Here is a 23,645-nt window from a genome sequence, read left to right as displayed (position 1 = left end):
TTTTCTCGTTAAAATACCTACATGGACAAGTTGTTAATATTGAATATTTTATGAACAAAAAACGTACAAGTAGCATCACTTGTACGTTTTTAATCAGTAAGGTAATAAAGTAATAACTTTCGAGTCTTTTCATAATTCATGAAATCTCTATACAAAATGGGATACTTCATAATCTCTGTTTCTAAAAAACGATATTGTGGAAACCATTCAAAAAAAGATTTCCTTAGCCACTTTATTTGATTGAACACAATCTCCTGTTCATTATTATTAAGCACGTAACTTAAAGTACCTGCTGTATGCATCCAATAATAACTTAAATCAGCGCTTATACAATCATCTTCTGTAAACATATTATTAAAATCTTTTCGTATTTTTCGAATGTCACAATTCGGAAACGGTTTATACAGCAGACTAGGCATTTTCTGCAATTCCTTAAAAATAATTTGTTTTCCTAACTTCAACTTTCCACCCCTTTATTTCTCTATCCAATTTAATAAGTTTTCATAATGATATTGAGCATCTGTATAGCCAAGATTATATAAATTAACGAGCTTTTCTTTACTTCTTTCTATTCCGCTTATTGGAAGCTGTACGCTAGGCTGAATAATATAAAAGTTGTTTTTTTGTTCTATTTGATTCATATAAGATATCGTCTCATTATAAAAACGATAATGTTCTACTAAAGATTGTGCGATATTCGGATATTTCCTATATAAAATTTTAGCCAGCCCTGAAAATTTATTTCGCTGCTTCTCATATCCTTCTGGCTTTGTCATAATTACAACGTTCTTTTCATAACCATCAGTTTGCGCTTTTAAAACTGGTATAGGATCTATAATTCCTCCATCGAGTAATTTTCGATTATCATATTCTACAGCAGGCGCTATAAACGGCACTGAGCTAGATGCACGAATGATTTTTAAAATATCATTTCCGTGTTCTGCTTTATTATAATAAATAGCTTGTCCTGATTCGCAATCAGTCGTCCCTATAACAAACTGTTCATTTGAGTTTAAGAAAGTTTGAAAATCAAACGGTACAATTTTATTAGGTACTTCATCAAATAAAAAATCCATTCCGAATAATTCACGTTTTCGAATTAAATTTCGATAAGATATATAACGATGATCTGCTACTAACTCTGTATTTACTTTTTTATTTCTCCCTTTTTGACGTGATAAATAAGTTGCTCCCATACAAGCTCCAGCGGATACGCCAACTACATAAGGAAAGAATAAGTTCTTTTCCATAAAATATTCGAGTACGCCTGCAGTATATAAACCTTTCATTCCTCCGCCTTCTAATACTAAACCGATATTTTTCATGCTATATCCCTCTGCTTCTTTTTTCTTACTTACATATTAGCATAAGATATTAAGATGAGGTTATATAAATGAATTGCAATAATAACCAGAAACTACTAAAGTAATATCATAATTTCTTAGTAAATAGCATGGTACAATATAAGTAACACATTCCACAAATAATGGAGGAGGAACTTCCTATGGGTTTATTTAGCGGTATTTTAGGAAATGCATCAAATACGAGTACAGAAAGTGTAGAACGTGATTTAGAGAAGATTATGTTAGACGATGAGAAAGTTGAACATGCTTATAAATTAATTCGTGATTTAATCGTATTTACAAATCGTCGTCTTATTTTAGTAGATAAACAAGGAATATCAGGTAAAAAAACTGAGTATCATTCAATCCCTTATAAAAGCATTACACAATTTAGCATTGAAACAGCTGGGCATTTTGATTTAGACGCTGAACTTAAAATTTGGGTATCTAGTTTGAGCACGCCAATTACGAAAGAATTTAAAGGTGACGATAGTGTTTTAAGCATTCAAAAAGCGTTAGTAACATATACGACGAAATAACGTTTTTGTGTATGTTTATTCATTTGTAAAATTACTAACCCGAGTATTTTGGAAGAATATTCATCATTTTTGTATATTTAATCTAAAATAACATAAAAAGGTAAAGCGTATTTTAAACGCTTTACCTTTCTTTTTTGTAATAAATAAGTGTAGTTTTATCATTTAATTTCTTAGTTACTTCTGTTCTTTTATATCCCATCTTTTCGTATAGAAAACAATTTCTTTCTTCTTCTAAAATCGTAGCAAGTTCAAAACTTTGTGCTTCTGGAAACATCTCTTCAATTAAAATAAGTACCTTCTGAGCAATTCCTTTCCCTTGATAGATTGGATGAATAAACATTGGACTGATCCAAAATTTATAAGGTAGTTCTTTTTGGGATATACATATCGCTCCAACAAGTTTCGAATCTATTATCATCTTATAAAAATTACTGCTAGGATTATTTATTCTAAAAATAGTTTTTTCAATAGGTTCATTTGCTGGGTTTGTTTCGTAGTCTTTATATTTATGTAATAAAGGGCTAAATGAGTCTATTTGCATTTGAAATAAAACTGCTGCATCACTTTCTGTTGCCTTCTCTAATATAATTTTCATGTTACCAATTTAGTCGTTTTCTTAATGAAGTTATATGAGCTGTATGATGACGTCCGTGCCATGCGTATAGTCCTATTGCAGCAGCAAGTTTTGTTTCACCAGTATCTGGATGGTTAAATGTCTTTTCTAAATCTTCAAGTTCTAAAGAATATAAAAGGTTAACCCATCTTTTATGTAATGACTCTAACATTACTAGTGAAACATCTACTGGTAATTTAGAATCAGGTAATTCTGCCCACTTTTCTTCTTTATATGGTTTAATCGTTGGATTCTTTTCTGTTAGTGCTAATTTAAAGCGTATATAGCTATTCATGTGGCTGTCAACAACGTGATGGACTACTTGACGAACTGTCCATCCACCAACGCGGTACGGTGTGTCTAACTGCTTCTGATCTAAATCTTTAATAGCTTTCGTTAGTTCATTAGGTAAATCTTCAATTTCTTGAATCCATGTATCTATCATTTCTTCCGTTATAGGACGTTTGTATGTAAATTGCCCAATTGGATATCGTAAATCATTCATGAATAAGTCCCCCTTCTTATAAGCGCGAATTATTTCTCCAAATATAATGTACAAAATTCACCTGTTCCCCATTTAATTGTACAGATGTTGTATCTGCTTCGTTTTGATAAGAAGAAAATCCGCTTTTTTCTAGTACAATTTGTGATGCAAGATTATTAGAAGTTGTTTTAGCATGAACCTCATTAATTTCATTATTTTTTGCTACGTCTAAAATTAATTTTACGGCTGCAGTTGCAACTCCTTTTTTAGTAAATTTTTCTCCGACCCGATAACCTAACGAACTGATTCGAGTCTCCGAATCTATATCTACTAAATTTATTCTCCCTACAATTTCATTTTCTTCGTTACGAATTAAATAAAAATAAGATTCTCCATCCGCCTGTTCTATTAATAAATTATCTAGTAGTTTTTGGAAATATTCAAAATCAAAATATTGCGAGCCACGATTAGGTACCATTGTTTCAAAAAAAGACTTATTCGTAAGTTCAAACGTAAATAAATCCTTAGCATCGTGTTTCTTTAATTGTTCTATGTATATTTTCATCTCGATTACCCCTCCTATATCTACTAACTGCTATATATTCGTTTTTAATCAACTACTTTCCTGCTATTTCTTTCGTTTTAATAACACAGCAAGTAGCACTTTTGGATGAAATAGGTGAAATGGACTACGAATTAAATTCATCACTCGTACTAACCGAATATAAACATCAGAATTACTTGCGGATAGTCGATATATTTGTTTTGTATACCATAGCTGAAATTTTTGTTTTGTAGTTAATTCTCTCTGTAGCTGCGGGTGACGTGATATTTCCGTTGTTGTCATATCCCAAGGGGTTTCTATTATAGTAGCTGCCTTTTTATAAAATTGTTGTATAAATGTTTTATCAAGTTGTTTTCTACCTTGCAGAAGTAATTGCAACTGGTGAGCTTCCATAGCAGCAACGGAAACACCTTGACCGAAAACAGGATCAAAACGACAGTGTGCATCTCCAACTATTAACAATCTTTCGGGTAGATTATTCACTAAATCAAATCGCCGACGTACTTGATACGGAATTTTGTACGTTTTGATATCTGAAATTGCCTCCGCTTTATTTAGGAAATCTGTAACATTGGAGATTGATAGATTTTCAGCAAAATTATAAAATTCTCCATCTGTTTGTGGTGCTTTCTCATTTGCGTATCCACTGAAAGTAACAAAATAACGATGATCCTCAATCGTTTGAATAAGTACGCCATACGGATTGTCAGGGAAACTTGGAGACATTAGTATATTACAGCAGTCTAACTCCTCATTTTCTTTAAGTTTAAACATTTTCGTTGCGTAAAATAAATCAATACGAACTTTCTCTTCTTGTACTTCAATTTCGTATTCTCGTAGCCACTCTATACTTTTTGAACTAAATCCACTTGCATCAACAACAATATCTGCATGTATTTCTTCTTGTGTGTCTGTCTCTAAACATTTAACTTTTACACCACATACTTTGTTAGCTTTTCTGTCTACTATTAACCCTTCCACTAGTGTTTTAAATTTACTGGTGATATTTGAAATTTGATATATTCGTTTTTGAATATGCCATTCAAGCAAAAACCTACTTTGTTGAATCATATGTACTTCCCCTATGAACGGCTGTTTCCATAGACCAAATTGATGCCATTTTAAATCACGAGTAAAGTTATTTACGATACTACCTGCTTTTATTAATTCATTCATAATATTAGGAAACAATTCTTCAATTGCGTTTTCTCCACCTTTTAATAACACATGAGGATGATTACTTTGTGGAACTCTTTTTCTCGAAGACTTTCCATCCCATCTTTCACCAGCTTCTATAATGATTACTTCTTTAAAAGAAGTTGATAATGCTTTTGCTGCGAACTTTCCTGCCATACTTCCACCAATAACGATAGCCTTATTAAACATGTTTTCCCCCTTAATAAAAAGAGATCCTGCCTTGTATGAATGAAACAGGATCTTAAACAAATTAACTTCTTTATCATTATACTTAAAATACATCAGTAAATTGCAACGTTAAAATTAAAATACCTAATCCCCATACGTAATACGCGAATACTTTTAAGGAGTGACGTTTTAAATATTGAATCATCCATGAAACGGCTATGTATCCAAAAAACGCTGCTGATAATGTTCCGACAATTAAAGATGTACTAGAAATAGATTCTGCTTTCCCTTGAAAAACATCTGCAAATTGCAAAATGATAGCTCCAACAATAGCTGGTGTCGACAGTAAAAAAGAAAAGTAAGCCGCAGTTTCGCGGTCTAACTTCCTCCATAATGCAGCGACGATTGTCATACCAGAACGAGAAATTGCTGGAAAAATAGCTGCCGCTTGAAATGAACCGATGATAAATGCGTCTTTATATGTAATATCGTCCATTTTTTTACGACCATTCTTTTGTTTATCTGCCATGTAGAGAAAGAATCCGGTCACTAAAAACTCCCAACCGATTGTGATTCCTGTTTTTGAAATATCTTCAAAGAAGTCTTTAAACAATAAACCAATTACAACTGCGGGTACTGTCCCAACGATAAGTAATAACATGAGCTTTGAAAACGGATTTTTGATTAAATATATAAATTCTTTTTTGTAATAAATAAAGACTGCAAGTAAAGTGCCGATATGCAGCATCGTATCTAAAAACAATCCTGCTTCATCTAATTGAAACAAATGCCTTCCTAAATAAAGATGACCTGTACTACTTATCGGTAAAAACTCTGTTAAACCTTGTATGATCCCTAATATAAAAGCTTCTAACCAATTCATGATGGGCCCCTTTCTTGTTTGCTTGTACCAATATATGAAGGTTAAATTTTCGATATGAAAAAAACTATATTTCTCTATGAATTTACTTTCAATTCATGGATATATATGTAAAAAGGGATGAGGAGGCTTACTATGCGGAAACATACAAAATTCGGCAATGTATTACTGTGGATAGGACCTATCCTTGTATTTGTAGGGTTATGTATGACAAATGTTATTTCTGATATTCCTTTCTTTTTTGGAAAACATAAAACAATTGGAATTGTACTTATATGTATAGGTGTAGTTTGTTTTATTGCTGCTAATCATTTAAAAAAAGGAGAAAAATATGAGGGCTAAATCTAAATAAAAAACAATCCCAGTATATGTGCTAGGATTGTTTTTTTATTGCTTATTTATAGAATACTTTATCAACGTTATATTTTGCTTTGTATTCGTTAATGATATATGTTTCGTAAATTTCTCTTTCAGTTGGATCTTCTACGATACATGCATCAATGCGGTATACTTCATCACGGTGGTTTTTGATTGGAGAAACATTATCTTCAAAATGCTTCTTAATACGTTGTCTAATTTTACGAGCTTTACCTACGAAAAGTAGTTCGTCATTAATATTGTAAAACATAAAAATGCCGCCTTTATCTCTAGGGAACAAGTGGAAGTCGATAAAACCATTGATTGGCGTAATTCTTGGCTCGTCTCCTCTAATAACTTGTTTACGTTCAGTAATTGTAACATCAACTTCAGGGATACTAATTTTAATCAAGTTCATTCACGTCCTCTTTTATTATAAAGATAAATAATAGCATACATATGTAAGAAAAGCTACGTTCAGAGCCATATTTCATTTTATAATTCAAATATTATAGGTGTATCATATAAACTCTTCTTCCAAATCATATGATCACTTGATTCTCCCCAATAATTCTTCAGTACATAACTAGGCTCTCCAAACTTCTTCGTCCATATACTTTGCGCTTTTTTGTATCCACTATCTAAGCAGTATTCAGTTATTCCTCTGCTAAGTAACGTAAGAAACATTGTGTTTAGTAGCAAACTTCCGATACCCTTTCTTTGATACTCTGGCAGTATAAAAACAGTTCCTATTTCATGCAAATCCTTAAGTACACCGCCTGTACAACTATTAATCAACGTACTTGCTGGACCAACTTCAATTGTTCCGATGATTTTATCGTTATTTGTATCAATTGCTAATAAAAAGTAACGTTTTTCTCCATTACTATCAAAATCTGTTTTCAAATATTGCTTTTTCATGTTAATTTCATTTTCTATGTCATCCAATAGTTGTGATAATCCTTCGTCTTTATATGTATTCGTAATAACTATACGGAAAAATAAGTGTAGTTCCTCTAAATCATCCGAATTTGGTCTCCTAATTGCAACGTTATACATGTTTTAAGTCTCCATTCTATACAAGTGTTAAAACCATACTCTATATACTCTATTCAACAATATTCTACAAAGCCCTGCATAGATCCAGCAGTATAGAAAGCTCAGTATAAATATTGATAAAATAATTTTTATATCCATAGTTGTATGAATAGTAGGACCAAGTACTGGAAAACGGAAAATATCGAGAACTATCATAATTCCTATAAGTAGACAAATTGCAGAAAAGGAAACAACCCAAATTCTCCTCTTGAATTGTATAAAGGAAAGCCCTAAGGCTATACCTAATAAACCTGTAGTAAAAGGAAAAACAATTAGTTCACTTGGCTCAATAATAAATAATAGGAGAATAGTAAGGAAATAAGAAAGTACTCCCTCACGAATAGAGTAGCAAATCGCCAAAAAAATTGGTAAGGTCGCAAAAGGGCTAATAAATAACCCTATACCAGGAATTAAGTTACCTGCTGCTTGAAACATGGTGGCCAAAGCACTCATTAAAGCTGTAATGACTACTTTATTTGCTAGGGATAATTTTCTTTTATGAACAAAGTCCCCATTATTCTTTATCATAAGTTGACACCAATAACGTACAAATCGATTCATCAAAATACCCCCTAAAGATATCTCATCCATCACTTTCTATCTTATTCATACACTATTGGTTTATGAGCTGCAGTCTACTTGTTATGAGTTACTATACAATAAAAGGCTTTTAGGGGGAGAACTTGTACGTTTTAAAACAAAGGGAATTCCTTGTATGATTAAACTACGAGTGTATATCGTATTAAGGGATAATTTCAAAAATGGTACCTTTGTTAAAATCAGTTACTTTCATAGAACCGTAAACTCCTAAATATAACCTAGTTTGATCCAAATTTGTTCCTAAACTCATATAATAAGCTGCTTGCGTACCAAAATCATAATCAGTTTCAATAACATGAAAATCAGTATGTTTACCATCTGTACCTGCTCTAGTATATGCTAATACACCTTTAACTGGCGGCCGAGACTCTTCTTTTCTAGCAAGATCAGTAAACACAACACTACCATGTAAATTCGGGATTGCAGTTCCCATATATGGTTGAACGCCTGTTAGTGAAGTTCCTCCAAACTTATCCGGTCTTGGATCTTTATGAAAATAACTAATGAGTGGCTGAATTCGCTTCACTGATGTTTCTATTGTTTCATTATAATAAGCCATTGTTCTCTCATCAAAAGTAGGATTTTCAGAACAGTGTTTTATAAAAGAAGTAGGCAATTCTCCTTCCCATCCTCTCCAACCAAAATTAATAAATCCATCTTGATTGGGGGTGAGTCTCATTACATGCATTTGAACAAGTTCGGTAACCCGGATTGGTTTATATTGAACAAATGAAAAAATAGACTCTACAATATCCTGTCCGACATTACCTGCATATTTAATATACTGATTATAAAACCTTTGGAATGAAATACCGGTTATATTACGAACACCTTTCGCAATTACTGTAAGTGTTTCTTGTATAGATAGAGGAAGCTCATTAAAGCGTGTAACGACTGGAGGATTATTTATGAATGTATTTTTACTTACATCGATTTCAATAATTTTACCTGCTATTTCTAAATCATCTTGGCTTAAATTGAACGGATCATAACCCGAGCCACCATCTCCATTTGTAAAAACAAGTTTCCCCGTCTCTGGAGAAAAGTTTAAAGTATTTACTCCATTATGATTAAAAAATGGGCGTTTTATATTAAGTAATGTTCTACGTTTTTGAGGGTGACCGTTTGATTGTAAAATCCATTCTTCAATTGTATCGATATGATCATATTGCGTATCTCTATTTAGCCATTTTAAATTTAAAGTTTTCGGGTCACAAGGATTCGGTTTAAATTGTTCAGAAAGTGCACTAGGTCCTTGAGTGCCAGCTACTGAATAATGAAGATAAAATAAACCGTTTTGATAAAATTGTGGATGAAATGCTAGTCCTAGCAATCCTCGTTCATCATAACCACTACTAGAGACACCTTCTTCAGATGTGCCTAATTTTATAATTCGTTGACGAATATTTAAAAATGTTTTTATGACATCATCTCCTATGTAAAAAACCTCTCCTAATTGCGTTGCGATAAATAGCCTTTCAGCCGATTCACCTGGAAGAATTGCTGTTTTTATTACAGTGGGTAAATTTATGTTATGAACAATGGGTCGTAAACGAACTTTAACTTTTGTCAATTAACTTTACACCCCTTTATATTCTTTTTTAATAGAAGAGTATGATTAGAGGGATCTTATTAGTATCAAAAAGAGCAATTCCTTTTTATTACAATTTTGTATATAATATAATTATAAATAAACTAGGAGGGCTACTTATGACACTTTTACTACAAATCATCTTACCGCTTATATTTGCACTATATTTATTTACCCTCTATCGTAATACAACTATTGGAAAAGCTGCTTTTCTTTTAGCGGTCATTATTGGGATTTTTGGATTAGAGAACATTTTTCAGCATGCTCATCTAACAGATCATGTTGTTTATCCATATTGGAGCAGTTTAAAGGCAGTTATTATCGTTTTATCAGTCGTATTTCTATTTAAAAAAGGTGGTTTAACAGGAAAATATTGATTTATAATGCTGTACATATTTTATTGTTAAACTGCTTTTAATTTATAAAAAAGAAATGTTTATGTAAAAACACGAAGGGATGTGTTACATATGTCTATAAATATTATTTCTATAGTTTCTATAATAATATGGATTATGTTGATTACAGAACTTATAAAACCTTCAAAAGAACAGAATGGACGAAAGGTAGTAATGTTATTAACTACTGGTTCCGCATCAACACTTATTTTGACGGTTTCATTTATTCAAAATATCTCGTTTTGGGATTGATAGTGATATAACTAGCAAAAATATGTATGCATAAAAAAGATTAGGACCGTACATCTCTAATATGTACGATCCTTTTGTTTACTAGCGGTTCACTTATAAGTATTACAACTTGAATTTCTTTTTAAGCTTCTTATATTTTCTATACGAACGTCTAACAATGTTTAACATAAAATACGGAATTTTAACAGGGAAAGGCAATTTATAAATGAAAGGCAAATAAAATGTAAAATATGCCTTTTCTAGATCTCTCCACTTACTATCTTCATTTGTTTTTAAGAAATCAGATACATCGACTACATATCCCCTTCCTTTTTCCATCATCACATTTTTCCCGTGAACATCGCAGGGGGTTAATCCTTGTTCTCTTGCATACTCTAAAGCTTTATTGATATCAAGGATCACCTGCTTAGGGATTTTAATCCCTTTATGAACAGCATCGTATAAGGTAATTTCTTTTAACCGTTTCAATACTATGAAATTTTCTCCTTTATAAATAAGCTTTGAATAAGAAGGATGATTTCCGATTCTGTGGTATACTTCTGATTCTTTTTCAATGCCTTCTCCTTCTCGTGCGTAAACTTTCACTACCCAATCTTTGTATTCTTTGTGCATGAATACTGCGGCATAATTACCTTTCCCTAAACACTTCCAAAGTCTAGGAATATCTTTAACTACTACAGGCTCGGATTCATCCTCGCTTCTTATGCTTATCTCTTTTAATAATTCATTCTTTATCAATCCCACAAAACAATTTATACTCATCATTTCCACTCCGGTTTTGCTAAAAGTGGGCCTGCCCACATTTTAACGAAAATATATACTAAGCGAATTTTAGCATAAAACTGGTCATCTTTCTTCTTCAAATAAAAAGATGACTCGTTTTATTTGAACTGTTGAATACTTAATATGTATTCCGCTATACAGAGCCAAAAACCATACAATAAAAAAATATTTCTAACTATTTTTATTTTTCCAGGGGTAACTGTATAGAAAAAAACTTGCTACATATGAAGAATAGTAAGTTTTTTAATTGTTCAATTCTTGTTCCACTAACGTCTTTGCTAATACTTTTACTATTTTAATAGTCTTTTGTTTAATTCCCACAATGCTGTTTTGTTACTGTCCCATTTCAAAAGCGTTACTGCTTCTTCAAAGGATACCCATTTATAATGTAAGTGTTCTTTAGATAATGAGATGTTTTTTGTAGGGACGTTAACTCCAAAAGAAAATTCTTTTATTACATAAACCTCTTCACCCCAAAGGAATTCTCCAACTACATCCTCTACTGGTAGTGAAGACACAGAATCTAATTGTATATATGAACATTCTCTTGTAATACCAGCCTCTTCAAACGCTTCACGTTTTGCTGATTCAATAGGAATCTCACCGTCTTCACCACCACCGGCTATCCCTTGCCAATAAGTATAATCACTTCGGTTGAAAATCGCGTATTGAATAGAATCGTCAGTTTTTATATAAGGAAATATCAATACTTGATACGGTGCTCTCATTGCTTAACCTCCTCTCGAAAATAAGCTTTAAATAAATAGAAATAAAGAGCAAACATCACAATTCTACCTTAATAATGCAGGTTTATGGTGTCGGCTCTTTATTTTTAAAGTATTTTATTTTTCATAAACAGTCTTACTCTTAACAGAGAAAAAAACTGCTTATTTCCTATCGAATTTGCTTAGCGTATTTTTTCTATATCTTATGTTATTCAATTGCGCCTGCAACGTCATAATCATTTAAATCTAATTCAATTGGTTGTCCCAGCGCTAACTTAGCAAGTTCTGATCCTAAATATGGACCTGCAGTTAAACCTGAGGCACCTAATCCGTTTGCAACGAGAATACCTTCAAAGTTAGGAAGCGGGCCAATTACAGGTAAGAACCCTGGAGTAAACGGTCTAAATCCAACTCTCGTTTCAAGCATAGTAGCATTTTCTAAGCCAGGTGCAACTGTTAATGCTTTATGGAATACTTCATGTAAACCACCAGCCGTTACACGGTGATCGAAACCAGTATCATTCTCATGTGTTGCACCAATTACGACATGGCCATTGTCAAATGTTAAAATGTATTGATCATTTGGCGGCATAACAACTGGCATATTTTCTGTTGCTGTATTTTCCATTTGCAAATGAACAATTTGTCCTTTTTGGAATGTAACTAAGAAGTTAATTCCTAATGGGTTTAAGATTTCGTTCGCCCATGCACCAGCCGTTACAATAACCTTCTCTGCTAAAATTGTTTCATCGTTTACTTTAACTCCCATAATTTGACTACCTTCACGGACTAATACTGCATTGCCTTTTATAAAAGTTGCACCATGTTTTTTCGCAGCACTTATTAATGCATTACGTAATAACCTTCCATTTACTCGTGCAGCACCACTAATATGAACAGAACTATATTCTTCTGATAATGCTGGGAATAATTTTTTTGTTTCTTCAGCTGATAAGCGAGTGATTTCACCAATCTCTGGGGCATCTTCACGACGTTTATACGCTCGCTCTTCCATTTGATCTAGTTTTTTCTCATCAGTATGTAAACTAATTGCACCTACACGGTTGTAACCTGTATCCGTTTCACCGTCGTCTTCTAATTGCTGAATTAACGAAGAATAGTAACGTGCACCGCCTTTAACGATTTTATACCATGCTTTATTACGACGTTGCGAAAGCCATGGACAGACAATACCTGCTGCTGCATCCGTTGCTTGACCTACTTGTTGACGATCCACGATAATAACGTTCGCGCCAGCCTTAGCAAGATGATAAGCAGTAGACGCACCTAAAATTCCCGCTCCAACTACAATATACGATTTCATTTCAAACACCTTTTCTCTTTTACTAATTATATAAATATAAGAACATCCCTTAGTATAATGGAAGAAATACTTTTTTCAATGTACTCATCGCAATTAATTGTTGCATCATTGTGACTTTCCTAATCTTATTTTTTCTTTTTGCGGAATAAATCAATTGTTTTATAGCCTTGTGATAGAACCTCAATCATCTTTTCAAAACGTTTTTCACGTGTTTTTTCTTGTTTGACAGAAAACAGATTACGTGCCCAATCTTTTTTGTATCCAGGTGTTAAACTTTGATAAAACTTAAGTTCATTTGGGTGATTAGCTAATAAAGCTTCAACATCTTGAATTCGATCTGCATAATCAGCTACACATTGGCTCATTGCAGGCGTTTTTGTCGCTTTTTTCTTCTCACGCTTTAAACCTACAACAGTAAAGATGTCATCCATACTTACCATTCGTGCAAATTTAATATCGCTTTCTCCCACATATCCATCTTCTCCAACGTTTAATGCTGGAAACATCTCATCACGGTGAATAAACGTACTATAGCGAGAATTACCCTTTTTCGGATATGCGAAGAATATGTATCCTTTTTCAATTAATAATTCTTTATTACTAATAATATAATTCGTTTGTTTCACCATTTCATCCAGTGTTTCTACAAAAATAAAAATGGCATCGTGTTCTTTTGAAAATACAGTTTCTTTTCCTGTAAAAACTTCGTAATCACTTGGTTCATTAATAACAACCATATTCGTATACTTATTAAGTTTCAATTTATCGATAATTGACATGAAGATCTTCCTTTACATTCAAAATTCATTGTTTATACTTTTTCATACTGTTCTAGTGTATTATATCTATTAAGAAAATCAAACTTTAATAATTGTTTTAAATTAAAATAACCGATTCTTCATAAGAACCGGCTAGCTATTTGTTTTATCATAACTCAATAACAAATAAAGTATATAAAAGCTCTTTATATTGATCTTCTGTAATTTCACGTTTCGCTTTTTCACCATGAACTATTTCAGTTAAACTAGTATTTGTTAAAGAGACATGGCCAGAGTCCGTCAATTTGACTGCAATTGGGCCCTTATTGAAAATAGATTTCTCATCTTCTATTACTCTTTTTTGAACATCATTCACTACTATTTCATCAATGATACGATTATAAAAAGCATGACATACTTTCCACTCACCGTTTGTATCTTTTCTTTCTAGAACGTAATTCCCTTTACTCGTATCTTTTCGTCTCACTCGATACGTACCATTTTTAGAAGAAACAGCCTCACCAGTAAAAGGTACAGGGACTAGAGGTACTAATGAAGCAATACCTACATCAATTACGTATCGTACGTTATCATAATTTAGAATAATCGTTATATGTCCATTCTCAAGTGCCCATGCGTTTATATCATTTTTATATACGGTACCTAATGCGAGTTGTACATCATAACCACAATCTTTTAAAAAGTAATAAAAAAGCGTATTTAATTCATAACAAAGTCCACCGCGGGATCTGCTTAAAATTTTATTCTGTAAATTTTCCATAGTAATTGTATTCGTGTTACTTGCTATAACATCTAAATTCTCAAATGGTATAGTGTGTGCAAATGCAAAAAGAATTGTATTTAATTCTTCAAACTTCACTTTAGTACGCTTTGCAAGATTCAATCTTGTAAAAAGCTTATGTTGTAGACTTGTCATAGTCAGCACCTCTTAAAATGTATAAGTTAAACTAGTATATGCTGATTGTAATTTTGATGGGGTACTGAAACAATGTACATTTCGTTTAACTGTACCGGTACAAAAAGTCTAGCCAACAAGATTACTTAAGATAAGAAGCTACGAATACAAATGTAATAGTTTGTCTATATGTAAATTATTATGATCGCTTAAATCAACAAAATAATGAAGTTGCCACATTTGGCTCTTTTTAGCTTGATTACTGACAGGATTATCCCATATAGGATAAATCCGCATAGCCATCTTGCCTTTTTGATTTTGTGTTCTCAAGATTTTTTCCTTAAGAAGAATTTCTTTAGGGAAGATAAATTGTCCTAGTTTATTATCATCTATACAAGTGATAACTAATAAGTCAGTAGCAGCGTCATAAGAAAACGCTCGATTCTGCATATTGTCATCTTTCTCCCAAAAAGAAACAAATTGACCAATTTTATTAGGAGTAATTTTGGATTTTCTAAAACGGATGGTTTTGTTAGTTAAGTGAAATATACATCCTGCATATTCTGCGTTTTGCTTTTCTTCTTTTAGATTCGTAATTATTAAATTGTTAGGTTTGTAAACTATATTGTTTAAATGTCGGATCGTATCATTAAAATTATTCAAGAAAACTCCCCCTTTATTCATTTTTTAGTTTACCACAAACGTCAGTTCTTCTATATCGTATATAATCATGAACTAAGTGAAATCGGGGGATTTAGCAGGATATAATTATTACTTTAATTTACTTAGTTTTTCAATTGCTTGTTGTTCAGTTGCTAAGTAAAAAATATCTTTACCTTTATTACATTCATAAATAAAATCCTTTAAGCTTTTACTAGTATACATAGAGAAATCTCCAACAATAGCAAATTTCACCTTGTAATTTATAAACTTTTGAAGGATATCGCCCGCAAGACGTGTTTTTAGATCAAAGAAATCTTCACTTATTAAAGATTTATGGATAATAATATGCTTCGCATCTACCTCATATTGAACAGTTGCCATAGTATCTAATGCAGATTGAACATCGGATATTAATACCTTATCATTTCTAATGACCGCAATATTGATTCCATCGATTACTACTTTCTTTATTTCCATAGTCTCACCCCTTTATAATTTACACAGTATAAGTAAAATTGTTTTACAAAACTTCGTATGAATCATAGATTAAATTAACCGCAGCTATTAAAATCGCCTCTATTTTTTATTACTAATACGGTCAATGAAATTAATTTTACTTGTTAAAAAAATATTGTGGCGTAACATAACTTAACAAGCTATCCAAAGTGTTAATCTCGGCATATGGTTGTATTTTGGTAGTATTCTTGATTTTCTGAGGGTTAAACCACACACCTTTTATATTTGCATTTTGAGGACCAGCAATATCCTTTTCTAAGTCATCTCCAACAAATAATACATCTTCTGGTTGCACATCAAGTTTATTTAATGCTAGTTCAAATATACGTTTATCCGGTTTACTCAATCCTACTTCTTCAGAAATAATGATCGTATCAAAGTAATTGTTTAAATTTGTGTTAATTATTTTAGCCTTTTGCCTTTGGGTTGAGCCATTTGTTATAATTCCAACTTCAAAGTGCTTCTTTATATGATTTAAGAAATGAATAGTATTTTTGTCTATTGAAAAACATTTAGGGAAATTATTATTCCAAAAATCTTGGATATAATTGCGTTGCAACCTATACTTCGGCGGGAATTCATCAAACAACGATTCTAAGACTATTGATTTATCACTCATGCCGTATTCCCTTTTATCATATTCTTTAAATTTCCGTAGCATATTGTTTTTAACTGTATCACTAACATCTTCATAACATTTTTCTAAAACAAATAAAAACAATGTATCTACTGCCATATCCCTATTAAGTAACGTATCATCTAAATCAAACAGCATAGCTTTATAACCCATCAAATAAATTCACAACCTTTCTATATTTCCTAGATATCATCAAAAGTAATCAAAAAAACAATTCATATGAAAGAGCTCGTAATAGAACGATATTCTAAGAGTTAAATCAAAAATCCTTTTTCTATTTGTTAATTGATGTGAAAATAAACAATTTCAACTAAGGTAGTAGGTGAATTTTTTAATCGTAACTTCGAACTTTCAGATTAATTTGAAATTATTTTGTGATAAGCTGTACGTAAAGGTTAAATATAAAGGATGATTCGTATGCAAATTAGACCAAAGGCAAGTGAATATAACTCTTATTATGCAACGTATGTTAACTTAGTATCAGACGGAAATATCATACAAATTTTAGCGCAACAAATAGAGGAAACAAATCTTTTATTAAAAGGGATTTCTGATAGTGAGGGACTTTTTCGATATGCTCCTACTAAATGGAGTATAAAAGAAGTAATCGGCCATATTGCAGATACAGAACGTATTATGGCGTATCGCTTATTATCTATCGCTCGAGGCGAGACAGTAGAACTTCCAGGCTATAACGATGATATGTATGTTCTTAAAGCTGCTTTTGATAAGCAATCTATGCAAGATCTTCTTGATAATTTAATAGTTGTTCGCCAATCTACCGTGCATTTACTGAAAAGCTTAGATCAAGACACTTGGTTACAAAGAGGAAATGCGAACAAATCTGAAGTTACAGTTCGTGCATTAGCATACATCATAGCTGGACATGAGCTTCATCATCTACAAATTATAAAAGAACGTTATCTAGGTTCTAATGCATATCCAGTAAGTTAATGCTTGAAGAAAAAGAGTCCCATTTATGTAGGACTCTTTTTCACTATTTATAAAATTCACCACGCAAGATGCAAACGAGCCCTTATACATAATTTTCTTCAGACTGATATACTATAAACACAATAGTTCTAGAAAGGTGATGATATTATGTATGAACAACAAAATAATAGGGATAGAGATCAAAAAATGATGTTTTTTATGCAAGGAGTTCCCACAAATAGAGTTAACATGAATCAATTGCCAAAATGGATTAGAATCTTCGGCTATTGTGCGTTTGGTTGGATGATACTATTTAGTTTCATTATGATTGTAGGTTTAATTCTGCAATAACGATACATTCAAAATGTTAACGGAACAGCATTTAGATTATACATCTAGGTAACAAGCTATTTTATTACCTAGATGTACTACCCATTCCTTTTCATCTTCATGAATGTAAATAAGTGCATTGAACATTCAACTTGTGAAGAATAGTAATGAGGGTGATAAAGGTCTATACTCACAATCCTTTTGATTTGTTTTTGGATGGTAAAACACGTTTCTCTACTCTTTCATATTGAGTAAGTAATTGCTTGATAAAAGAAAATTCCGATACTAACCAATGCGAAATTATCGCTGAAATACATCCTATTAAAGCCCCTACTGCAATATCAAAAGGATAATGAACCCCTACCCAAATACGAGAAATCGCTACACAAAATGCAAGTATAAGCCATAGCCATCCAGTTTTTTTACGAACAAGCCAAAACGAAAAACAAATTGAAAAAAAGAGAATCGTATGGTCACTAGGAAATGAATTATCTACAGCATGGTTGACAAGTTTATTAACATGAGGCAATACTGCAAACGGTTGATAATTCAGATGGAATTTCCCTGCTATTTTTCCAATCACCTCAGCAATTACAAAAGCAACCATCGCTTGAATAACCATTATCCTACTTTTTCTAGATCCAATAAACCAATGAGCTAAAATAATTAAAGCTAAAATATATACCATATATTCAGCCAAAAATACTATGGTCGGGTTTAAGAATGAATATTGTTTACCTAAATCATTAATGGCTCGAAAAATATCGATATTGAATTGAGAAAAAGACATTTCAAATCCCTCCTTATTAGTAAGGTGTCTTACTGATTGCCATATATTTTTATTACATGGATAGTGTTGGTTATTGTACCCACCTAAAAATACAGACCTCTTATGACACCGCTTTCTTCTTTTTCACTTTAATAAAAAAAGAAAAAGGAAAACATCGAACTTTCTTACAATCATTCATGCATTCTTACAGTTTTGTCATTTTCTCGTCACTTTGAAAATAGATTCATCGTCTTGCCTTTTGCTATATTCACAACCACGGAAAGGATAATTACATATAAAAAAGAGAAGAACTTACCAAGGTTCTTCTCTTTTTATTTATTAAATTGTAATATAATTACAGTATGTGAAATTATACTATTTTAACTTTAAAAGTGAAGTGAAAACACCCTTCACTCCGCTTTTGGCATTATTTAATCGGTTTCTCTGTTTTTAAAACTAAAGAACTTAACGCAGGAACTTTAATTTTATTATCATGGACAACGTAAAGTGTTTTACTACCTGCCTGTTTACCGTCTACTAGTACTTTCCAAGGACCTTTCGATGGAAGTGTTATTTCAACAGCTTCTCTATTTGCATTGTGAGCCACCGTAAAGTATTCATTTTTATTCCCCTCTATTGTATAAGCTACAGTATTTTTCGGAGCATCAATAAATGATACATGTGTTTTTATTTGCTCTGCAGATGTCATTCGAAAAGCTGAGTACTTTTTGCGTAATTCTATTAAACCTTTCATATAATCTACTTCATTATTAAACGTTGCTCGGCGCAGCCAATCCATCTGGTTGATTGAATCTGGAGATTTGTAACTGTTATGATCACCATATTTCGTGCGCATAAACTCTTGTCCCGCATGTAAGAACGGAATACCTTGTGATGTTAATAAAATCGAAGAAGATAATTTATGCATTTGTTTTCGCACTTCTTCACTGTCGCTTGGATTAGTCAACTCAAGTTTATCCCATAATGTATGATTATCATGTGCTTCCACATACGTTAGCACCTGCTCTGGATCTTGGTAAGTCGACGAATTTGTATCGTAGTCAATGCCTGCGGTAATACCTTTTTTAATACGGTCTTCCATGTGTTCCTTTCCATTTACAAACCCATTTTCTTTCTCTTCAAATACACTACCTTTTAATCCATCACGTATATTATCGTTAAAATGAGCAATCCCTTTCATTTTCTCTGCATTTTTTTGATTTGCTTTCAACTCTGCTGCAAGAGGTGTATTTAAATCCCAACCTTCTCCATGCAGTATAATAGAAGGTTCAATTTGATTAACAGCTTTACGTATTTCATTCATTGTTTCATAATCATGAATACCCATTAAATCAAAACGGAATCCGTCTAAATTGTATTCTTTTGCCCAGTATGTTATTGAATCTATCATAAATTTCCTCATCATTTTTTGTTCTGAAGCAGTATCATTTCCTACACCAGTGCCATTTGCAAATGTTCCATCTTCATTGTAACGATAATAATAACCGGGAACTAACTTATGAAAATTAGATTCAGCAGCATTATACATATGGTTATAAACTACATCCATAACAACACGAAGATTATTATCATGTAGTGTTTGAATCATTTGTTTTAATTCAGTTATTCGAACAGTTGGCTCGTATGGATTTGTAGAATAGGACCCCTCTGGTACGTTAAAGTTTTTTGGATCATATCCCCAGTTATATTGTGGTTCGTTTACATTCTCTTCATTTACTGAAGCATAATCAAATATCGGCAAAAGCTGAACGTGTGTAACACCAAGATCTTTTATATGATCAAGTCCTGTTTTCACATCTTCAGGCCCTCTTGTTCCTTTTTCTGTTACACCTAAATATTTTCCTTTCTGTTTAATGCCACTTTCGGGCTGAATAGAAAGATCACGTACATGCAATTCATAAATAATAGCATCTTCCGGATTTTTTAATTTAGGCTTTTTGTTAGTGTTCCATTTTTTCGGATTTGTTTCTTCTAAATCAATAACCGCACCTTTATCTCCATTTACAGAAGCAGCACGTGCATACGGATCAACTGCTTCTGTCCACTTATCACCAATTTTTACCTTATACGTATAATAGAGACCTTTTTGATTCCCTTTAAGTTCTGCTTTCCAGGTGCCCTTTTCACCTTGTTGCATATTTATTTCAGTACCTATTTTATCGTTCCATTTTTTATATGTAACTAACTTCGCTTCACTCGCAGTAGGAGCCCATATACGGAACTTTGTATGTTGCGCGGTATATGTATTTCCTAAATCGTTACCACCATAATAAAATAAATGATCAAATTCCTCACTACGAATGACTTTACCAATTTCAGTATTCGTATCAGCTAAGTTTTCTATTTTAACTTTGTATGTTTGTTTTAAATCAATTTTCTGTTCCGTAATTATTTTAACCTTATTCGTAATATCTCCACTGTTTATATCATAAGGACTAATATTCTTAATTTTAATACCTTCAATTTCAATTTTCTGTTCCTTAATATGAAATGGAACATTCGTCGTTACAGTGATTTCATTGAAACTATCAATAGTTGCTTTTTGAATTGATAGATCCGAAGAAGGCTTAGCGTTATATACCTTTTCATCACCAGAAAGAATCCATACTTCAGCACGACCGTCCTTTATATTTTCAATCCAACGATCCCCACCATCTTTTTCCCACTCATTTGTACGAATGATAAATCCTACACGATTATAGTCACCATCTATATTAATCTTAGCGTACTTTCCAAATTCATCTTCACCAGTAAATTCATAAGATGTACCATTTGCATTTTCTCCCCATAACCAAAGATTCCAGTCTTTTGTATTTCCAAGCTGCTCTTTGTAATGAATGATAACTTCAGTTGTTTTCGAATTTGAAACTGCCTTTACACTTTGAATAGAGAAAATAGATGCGAACATAACAATTATAGTAAGTAATAAAAGTGATTTGTTAATTAATCTTTTTATCATTTGCACTACATACACCCTTTCTTTAAATAGTACGAACGATTTATTATGCCCGTACTACATTACACAATTTAAATTAATCTAGAAATCTCTTTTGCTTCCCCCCGTATTGGTTATTTTTACATATGTATTTCAATGATCTTTCCAATACGAAAACGTTTGCATTAATTGTTAAAAAAATAGTTTATTTATGTCTTCATATATTTGTAAATACGAAAAGATCAGGGAAATTATTTTAAAGCAATCGTTTGTTATCGCTTTCATTTTATAGCACTTCCCATTAAGGGGTCAATATATTATTAATTTTCTGTTTTTATATACTATAAACCTAAAATCTTTGTCGCAACTTCTTAAAGGTAGAGTACCTAATTATTGCTTAGTAAGTTTATTTTTCAAATACATTGGTATGAAAAAAACAGCTAATATCCTTAAAACGACATTAGCTGTTTTTCATAATGTAATAATATATGAATAAGAACTATATTTCTAACTTACTTAATTTTTGCTGCATCAAATGCCTTTTGTACTGCTTGAACTTCAGCTGAATTTGCACCATATTTGTTGGTTGCCACTCGAATACATGCTGATCTTAATTCTTTGAAATTAGAAGTCATGTTTAACTCATCTGTATTTGCGTAATAGAAAATATCAAACATTTTATCTTCACCAATTCCTTTAACAGTTACACCGTTATGAGTTCCGCCTTTTGCGATGAGATACGCAACTTTATTAATAATGCTTGAATTAAAATGAACGCCACCTTGATCCCATCCATTAAAATCATTAAATTCACTGTAATCATCTGGATAAGGTACTCCAAGTGAAGATGGAACAGAAGCTGGGTTTTCCATATCACGGAAGACAGATCCAGTTTGTTCTCCCATCGTCCAGTTAAAGCTTCCATTATTTACGTATTTCTCAATAGATGTTCCCATAATATCAGATAGTGCCTCATTAATCGCACCAGATTCACCGTAATATTCAAGATTAGATTCACTAGAAGTAACAGCATGTGTAAATTCATGCCCAGCTACGTCATATGCTTTGACGATAGGATCTCCATACACAAGCATACTTCCATTATTAGCACTCAATGCATTCTGCCAATTTTTCGGATCATTCGTCTCTTCAGAATCCCAAGCGTGTACAACTGAAACTACCTTTTGTCCCTTATTATCAAAGCTATTACGGTTGTATTTATCTTTATAAAAATCAAAAACTTTTGTTGCTAAGTAATGAGCACTTACTGCTTTTGGATCGTTAAATGTTGTTGAAGTACTAGTTGCTAATGTACCAGGATAATAGCTTTCTTCTTTCGTAATATCTCTGTAATTCACATCATATGTTTCAATTCCTTGCCCTCTTGTATAATCAGCAAGAGCATATTTGCCATTACTTTGTTTAGAAATGCCAAATGAACGAGAGATACCTAAATCATCTTTGCCAGTGCCTGTTAATGACGTAAGACTGCTTTTTTTACTTTTCTTTAAGGCTCCAACTAGTTTTTCGCTTGCTTTCAAGTTAGACTCTTGCACCATATTTTTTAACATATCACCATTTTGTGCATTTACTAAATATGTACCAGAAACATATTTTGGTGTGGCAGCTTCAAATGTAACCTGGTACGCATTGCTAGCTTGGCCATTATTTTCATCAACAAAAATAACTTCCTTAACTTCTGGCTCAGAAATAAAATTGATATCGTTCCCGTACTTCGTATAAATATATTGTTTCGCTTCATCTTTTGATAGATTGATAGGTTGTTTCAATTCTTCTTGTTTTAAATTTTGCGCGCTATCTCCTGAAACACTTTTAATAACACCGTTATGATCTACGTGTGCAGTTAATTGATGGCCATATACTTCTTTTCCTTCATATGTTTGCTGTATACGTACAAGTGTAGTCCCATCATATGAACCACGTTTTTGAAGAACTTTATAATCTACTCCAGTTTCCCCATTGACTTGCTTTGGAGAAAGAGCTTGTTCTGTTTTCTCCTTCAGAGCATCTTTTACTACATTCTCTGGTGCCTTTTGTGACGGTTGTGTAAGTTCACCCGAACGGAACGATTCCTCCTGAATTTGAACTTGTAGTTGATCTGTTTCCTCTGCATGACCTACTCCGTATGGTGCTACTGCTGTTAAAGCTAAACCCGTTGTTAATGCTACCTTAGTTAACGTCTTTTTGTTTTTCATTTTTTCACCTCGTATAATTTTGAAATAGAAAGCTTGT

28 protein-coding genes are annotated in these 23,645 nt (G+C 32.4%); 6 read left to right on the top strand and 22 right to left on the bottom strand.

Features of this window, described 5'->3' with window-relative positions:
* Positions 1 to 89: 89 nt before the first annotated feature.
* Together ACTFNE_RS06770 and ACTFNE_RS06765 are read right to left on the bottom strand one after the other, a co-directional pair.
* On the bottom strand, positions 90 to 461 hold the full coding sequence (locus ACTFNE_RS06770) for a YxiJ-like family protein (RefSeq protein ID WP_270704819.1): 372 nt from the start codon (positions 459 to 461) through the stop codon (positions 90 to 92).
* A 12-nt stretch (positions 462 to 473) separates the two neighbouring features.
* Positions 474 to 1,325 (bottom strand): patatin-like phospholipase family protein, encoded by an 852-nt coding sequence (locus ACTFNE_RS06765; protein ID WP_046199132.1) that lies wholly within the window; start codon positions 1,323 to 1,325, stop codon positions 474 to 476.
* 179 nt (positions 1,326 to 1,504) lie between these two features.
* On the opposite strand from ACTFNE_RS06765, the gene ACTFNE_RS06760 reads away from it, so the two are divergent.
* A complete protein-coding gene (locus tag ACTFNE_RS06760) occupies positions 1,505 to 1,882 on the top strand; it encodes a PH domain-containing protein (protein ID WP_000522480.1) in 378 nt (125 codons plus the stop codon).
* Between the two features lie 121 nt (positions 1,883 to 2,003).
* Here the strand turns inward: ACTFNE_RS06760 and ACTFNE_RS06755 are convergent, their stop codons facing one another.
* The 5 genes from ACTFNE_RS06755 to ACTFNE_RS06735 all read right to left on the bottom strand — a co-directional run bounded on the left by ACTFNE_RS06755 (position 2,004) and on the right by ACTFNE_RS06735 (position 5,792).
* Positions 2,004 to 2,477: a GNAT family N-acetyltransferase gene (locus ACTFNE_RS06755; protein ID WP_046199131.1), complete on the bottom strand. Its 474-nt coding sequence runs from the start codon at positions 2,475 to 2,477 to the stop codon at positions 2,004 to 2,006.
* 1 nt (position 2,478) lies between these two features.
* Positions 2,479 to 3,000 (bottom strand): YfiT family bacillithiol transferase, encoded by a 522-nt coding sequence (locus ACTFNE_RS06750; protein ID WP_000999075.1) that lies wholly within the window; start codon positions 2,998 to 3,000, stop codon positions 2,479 to 2,481.
* A 16-nt stretch (positions 3,001 to 3,016) separates the two neighbouring features.
* The gene (locus ACTFNE_RS06745) at positions 3,017 to 3,544 is read right to left on the bottom strand and encodes a GNAT family N-acetyltransferase (protein WP_000708333.1); all 528 of its coding nucleotides are present in this window, start codon (positions 3,542 to 3,544) and stop codon (positions 3,017 to 3,019) included.
* 63 nt (positions 3,545 to 3,607) lie between these two features.
* A complete protein-coding gene (locus tag ACTFNE_RS06740) occupies positions 3,608 to 4,930 on the bottom strand; it encodes an NAD(P)/FAD-dependent oxidoreductase (RefSeq protein WP_270704820.1) in 1,323 nt (440 codons plus the stop codon).
* 82 nt (positions 4,931 to 5,012) lie between these two features.
* On the bottom strand, positions 5,013 to 5,792 hold the full coding sequence (locus ACTFNE_RS06735; protein WP_046199129.1) for an undecaprenyl-diphosphate phosphatase: 780 nt from the start codon (positions 5,790 to 5,792) through the stop codon (positions 5,013 to 5,015).
* A 132-nt stretch (positions 5,793 to 5,924) separates the two neighbouring features.
* On the opposite strand from ACTFNE_RS06735, the gene ACTFNE_RS06730 reads away from it, so the two are divergent.
* Positions 5,925 to 6,131 (top strand): hypothetical protein, encoded by a 207-nt coding sequence (locus ACTFNE_RS06730; protein ID WP_001225587.1) that lies wholly within the window; start codon positions 5,925 to 5,927, stop codon positions 6,129 to 6,131.
* Between the two features lie 52 nt (positions 6,132 to 6,183).
* Here ACTFNE_RS06730 and ACTFNE_RS06725 read toward each other — a convergent pair whose 3' ends face one another.
* The 4 genes from ACTFNE_RS06725 to ACTFNE_RS06710 form a co-directional block, all read right to left on the bottom strand.
* Positions 6,184 to 6,564, bottom strand: coding sequence for a nucleotide excision repair endonuclease (locus ACTFNE_RS06725; RefSeq protein ID WP_001048949.1), 381 nt, complete (start codon positions 6,562 to 6,564; stop codon positions 6,184 to 6,186).
* Positions 6,565 to 6,641: 77 nt separating this feature from the next.
* Complete coding sequence (locus ACTFNE_RS06720; RefSeq protein WP_046199128.1) at positions 6,642 to 7,205, bottom strand: GNAT family N-acetyltransferase; 564 nt, start codon at positions 7,203 to 7,205, stop codon at positions 6,642 to 6,644.
* Between the two features lie 27 nt (positions 7,206 to 7,232).
* A complete protein-coding gene (locus ACTFNE_RS06715; protein WP_001079219.1) occupies positions 7,233 to 7,805 on the bottom strand; it encodes a hypothetical protein in 573 nt (190 codons plus the stop codon).
* A 181-nt stretch (positions 7,806 to 7,986) separates the two neighbouring features.
* Entirely contained in the window at positions 7,987 to 9,417 is a 1,431-nt protein-coding gene (locus ACTFNE_RS06710; RefSeq protein WP_046199127.1) for a PQQ-dependent sugar dehydrogenase, read from the bottom strand.
* A 137-nt stretch (positions 9,418 to 9,554) separates the two neighbouring features.
* Here ACTFNE_RS06710 and ACTFNE_RS06705 point away from each other — a divergent pair, with 137 nt between their 5' ends.
* Together ACTFNE_RS06705 and ACTFNE_RS06700 are read left to right on the top strand one after the other, a co-directional pair.
* Positions 9,555 to 9,812, top strand: a complete 258-nt coding sequence (locus ACTFNE_RS06705) for a hypothetical protein (RefSeq protein ID WP_000173556.1) — start codon at positions 9,555 to 9,557, stop codon at positions 9,810 to 9,812.
* A 90-nt stretch (positions 9,813 to 9,902) separates the two neighbouring features.
* The gene (locus tag ACTFNE_RS06700; RefSeq protein ID WP_270704821.1) at positions 9,903 to 10,082 is read left to right on the top strand and encodes a hypothetical protein; all 180 of its coding nucleotides are present in this window, start codon (positions 9,903 to 9,905) and stop codon (positions 10,080 to 10,082) included.
* A gap of 102 nt (positions 10,083 to 10,184) precedes the next feature.
* Here the strand turns inward: ACTFNE_RS06700 and ACTFNE_RS06695 are convergent, their stop codons facing one another.
* The 8 genes from ACTFNE_RS06695 to ACTFNE_RS06660 all read right to left on the bottom strand — a co-directional run bounded on the left by ACTFNE_RS06695 (position 10,185) and on the right by ACTFNE_RS06660 (position 16,557).
* The gene (locus ACTFNE_RS06695) at positions 10,185 to 10,847 is read right to left on the bottom strand and encodes a serine/threonine protein kinase (RefSeq protein ID WP_270704955.1); all 663 of its coding nucleotides are present in this window, start codon (positions 10,845 to 10,847) and stop codon (positions 10,185 to 10,187) included.
* Positions 10,848 to 11,155: 308 nt separating this feature from the next.
* Positions 11,156 to 11,593 (bottom strand): NUDIX hydrolase, encoded by a 438-nt coding sequence (locus ACTFNE_RS06690; protein WP_439997968.1) that lies wholly within the window; start codon positions 11,591 to 11,593, stop codon positions 11,156 to 11,158.
* Positions 11,594 to 11,798: 205 nt separating this feature from the next.
* Positions 11,799 to 12,914 carry an NAD(P)/FAD-dependent oxidoreductase gene (locus tag ACTFNE_RS06685; RefSeq protein WP_193655846.1) on the bottom strand — a complete coding sequence of 372 codons (1,116 nt, stop codon included), beginning with the start codon at positions 12,912 to 12,914 and terminating at the stop codon, positions 11,799 to 11,801.
* 125 nt (positions 12,915 to 13,039) lie between these two features.
* Entirely contained in the window at positions 13,040 to 13,693 is a 654-nt protein-coding gene (locus ACTFNE_RS06680) for a YdeI/OmpD-associated family protein (RefSeq protein WP_000022240.1), read from the bottom strand.
* A gap of 148 nt (positions 13,694 to 13,841) precedes the next feature.
* On the bottom strand, positions 13,842 to 14,609 hold the full coding sequence (locus ACTFNE_RS06675; protein WP_270704825.1) for an arylamine N-acetyltransferase family protein: 768 nt from the start codon (positions 14,607 to 14,609) through the stop codon (positions 13,842 to 13,844).
* A gap of 138 nt (positions 14,610 to 14,747) precedes the next feature.
* Positions 14,748 to 15,272 (bottom strand): MepB family protein, encoded by a 525-nt coding sequence (locus tag ACTFNE_RS06670; RefSeq protein ID WP_270704826.1) that lies wholly within the window; start codon positions 15,270 to 15,272, stop codon positions 14,748 to 14,750.
* A gap of 87 nt (positions 15,273 to 15,359) precedes the next feature.
* Positions 15,360 to 15,728: a DUF4180 domain-containing protein gene (locus ACTFNE_RS06665; RefSeq protein WP_270704827.1), complete on the bottom strand. Its 369-nt coding sequence runs from the start codon at positions 15,726 to 15,728 to the stop codon at positions 15,360 to 15,362.
* A 136-nt stretch (positions 15,729 to 15,864) separates the two neighbouring features.
* Positions 15,865 to 16,557 (bottom strand): HAD family hydrolase, encoded by a 693-nt coding sequence (locus tag ACTFNE_RS06660; RefSeq protein ID WP_270704828.1) that lies wholly within the window; start codon positions 16,555 to 16,557, stop codon positions 15,865 to 15,867.
* Between the two features lie 264 nt (positions 16,558 to 16,821).
* On the opposite strand from ACTFNE_RS06660, the gene ACTFNE_RS06655 reads away from it, so the two are divergent.
* The gene (locus ACTFNE_RS06655) at positions 16,822 to 17,358 is read left to right on the top strand and encodes a DinB family protein (RefSeq protein ID WP_046199119.1); all 537 of its coding nucleotides are present in this window, start codon (positions 16,822 to 16,824) and stop codon (positions 17,356 to 17,358) included.
* A 147-nt stretch (positions 17,359 to 17,505) separates the two neighbouring features.
* Positions 17,506 to 17,688, top strand: coding sequence for a hypothetical protein (locus tag ACTFNE_RS06650; RefSeq protein ID WP_000273226.1), 183 nt, complete (start codon positions 17,506 to 17,508; stop codon positions 17,686 to 17,688).
* A gap of 169 nt (positions 17,689 to 17,857) precedes the next feature.
* Here ACTFNE_RS06650 and ACTFNE_RS06645 read toward each other — a convergent pair whose 3' ends face one another.
* The 3 genes from ACTFNE_RS06645 to ACTFNE_RS06635 all read right to left on the bottom strand — a co-directional run bounded on the left by ACTFNE_RS06645 (position 17,858) and on the right by ACTFNE_RS06635 (position 23,608).
* Positions 17,858 to 18,457 (bottom strand): undecaprenyl-diphosphatase, encoded by a 600-nt coding sequence (locus ACTFNE_RS06645; protein ID WP_046199118.1) that lies wholly within the window; start codon positions 18,455 to 18,457, stop codon positions 17,858 to 17,860.
* 406 nt (positions 18,458 to 18,863) lie between these two features.
* Positions 18,864 to 21,422, bottom strand: coding sequence for a type I pullulanase (gene pulA, locus ACTFNE_RS06640; protein WP_270704830.1), 2,559 nt, complete (start codon positions 21,420 to 21,422; stop codon positions 18,864 to 18,866).
* Between the two features lie 482 nt (positions 21,423 to 21,904).
* Positions 21,905 to 23,608: a M4 family metallopeptidase gene (locus ACTFNE_RS06635; RefSeq protein ID WP_270704831.1), complete on the bottom strand. Its 1,704-nt coding sequence runs from the start codon at positions 23,606 to 23,608 to the stop codon at positions 21,905 to 21,907.
* Positions 23,609 to 23,645 lie beyond the last annotated feature (37 nt).

It is taken from the genome of Bacillus cereus group sp. MYBKT111-2, assembly GCF_051915205.1.
GTDB classification, from domain to species: Bacteria; Bacillota; Bacilli; order Bacillales; family Bacillaceae_G; genus Bacillus_A; species Bacillus_A paranthracis.
Note: the sequence above shows the minus strand (reverse complement) of the source record. Positions and strands in the feature narration are given on the sequence as shown.

What these genes read in the sequence shown, in the direction of transcription:
- ACTFNE_RS06765 (WP_046199132.1), bottom strand. Translation starts at nt 1,325, where the DNA reads ATGAAAAATATCGGTTTAGTATTAGAAGGCGGAGGAATGAAAGGTTTA.
- ACTFNE_RS06760 (WP_000522480.1), top strand. Translation starts at nt 1,505, where the DNA reads ATGGGTTTATTTAGCGGTATTTTAGGAAATGCATCAAATACGAGTACA.
- ACTFNE_RS06755 (WP_046199131.1), bottom strand. Translation starts at nt 2,477, where the DNA reads ATGAAAATTATATTAGAGAAGGCAACAGAAAGTGATGCAGCAGTTTTA.
- ACTFNE_RS06750 (WP_000999075.1), bottom strand. Translation starts at nt 3,000, where the DNA reads ATGAATGATTTACGATATCCAATTGGGCAATTTACATACAAACGTCCT.
- ACTFNE_RS06745 (WP_000708333.1), bottom strand. Translation starts at nt 3,544, where the DNA reads ATGAAAATATACATAGAACAATTAAAGAAACACGATGCTAAGGATTTA.
- ACTFNE_RS06740 (WP_270704820.1), bottom strand. Translation starts at nt 4,930, where the DNA reads ATGTTTAATAAGGCTATCGTTATTGGTGGAAGTATGGCAGGAAAGTTC.
- ACTFNE_RS06735 (WP_046199129.1), bottom strand. Translation starts at nt 5,792, where the DNA reads ATGAATTGGTTAGAAGCTTTTATATTAGGGATCATACAAGGTTTAACA.
- ACTFNE_RS06730 (WP_001225587.1), top strand. Translation starts at nt 5,925, where the DNA reads ATGCGGAAACATACAAAATTCGGCAATGTATTACTGTGGATAGGACCT.
- ACTFNE_RS06725 (WP_001048949.1), bottom strand. Translation starts at nt 6,564, where the DNA reads ATGAACTTGATTAAAATTAGTATCCCTGAAGTTGATGTTACAATTACT.
- ACTFNE_RS06720 (WP_046199128.1), bottom strand. Translation starts at nt 7,205, where the DNA reads ATGTATAACGTTGCAATTAGGAGACCAAATTCGGATGATTTAGAGGAA.
- ACTFNE_RS06715 (WP_001079219.1), bottom strand. Translation starts at nt 7,805, where the DNA reads ATGAATCGATTTGTACGTTATTGGTGTCAACTTATGATAAAGAATAAT.
- ACTFNE_RS06705 (WP_000173556.1), top strand. Translation starts at nt 9,555, where the DNA reads ATGACACTTTTACTACAAATCATCTTACCGCTTATATTTGCACTATAT.
- ACTFNE_RS06700 (WP_270704821.1), top strand. Translation starts at nt 9,903, where the DNA reads ATGTCTATAAATATTATTTCTATAGTTTCTATAATAATATGGATTATG.
- ACTFNE_RS06695 (WP_270704955.1), bottom strand. Translation starts at nt 10,847, where the DNA reads ATGATGAGTATAAATTGTTTTGTGGGATTGATAAAGAATGAATTATTA.
- ACTFNE_RS06690 (WP_439997968.1), bottom strand. Translation starts at nt 11,593, where the DNA reads ATGAGAGCACCGTATCAAGTATTGATATTTCCTTATATAAAAACTGAC.
- ACTFNE_RS06685 (WP_193655846.1), bottom strand. Translation starts at nt 12,914, where the DNA reads ATGAAATCGTATATTGTAGTTGGAGCGGGAATTTTAGGTGCGTCTACT.
- ACTFNE_RS06680 (WP_000022240.1), bottom strand. Translation starts at nt 13,693, where the DNA reads ATGTCAATTATCGATAAATTGAAACTTAATAAGTATACGAATATGGTT.
- ACTFNE_RS06675 (WP_270704825.1), bottom strand. Translation starts at nt 14,609, where the DNA reads ATGACAAGTCTACAACATAAGCTTTTTACAAGATTGAATCTTGCAAAG.
- ACTFNE_RS06670 (WP_270704826.1), bottom strand. Translation starts at nt 15,272, where the DNA reads ATGAATAAAGGGGGAGTTTTCTTGAATAATTTTAATGATACGATCCGA.
- ACTFNE_RS06665 (WP_270704827.1), bottom strand. Translation starts at nt 15,728, where the DNA reads ATGGAAATAAAGAAAGTAGTAATCGATGGAATCAATATTGCGGTCATT.
- ACTFNE_RS06660 (WP_270704828.1), bottom strand. Translation starts at nt 16,557, where the DNA reads ATGGGTTATAAAGCTATGCTGTTTGATTTAGATGATACGTTACTTAAT.
- ACTFNE_RS06655 (WP_046199119.1), top strand. Translation starts at nt 16,822, where the DNA reads ATGCAAATTAGACCAAAGGCAAGTGAATATAACTCTTATTATGCAACG.
- ACTFNE_RS06650 (WP_000273226.1), top strand. Translation starts at nt 17,506, where the DNA reads ATGTATGAACAACAAAATAATAGGGATAGAGATCAAAAAATGATGTTT.
- ACTFNE_RS06645 (WP_046199118.1), bottom strand. Translation starts at nt 18,457, where the DNA reads ATGTCTTTTTCTCAATTCAATATCGATATTTTTCGAGCCATTAATGAT.
- ACTFNE_RS06635 (WP_270704831.1), bottom strand. Translation starts at nt 23,608, where the DNA reads ATGAAAAACAAAAAGACGTTAACTAAGGTAGCATTAACAACGGGTTTA.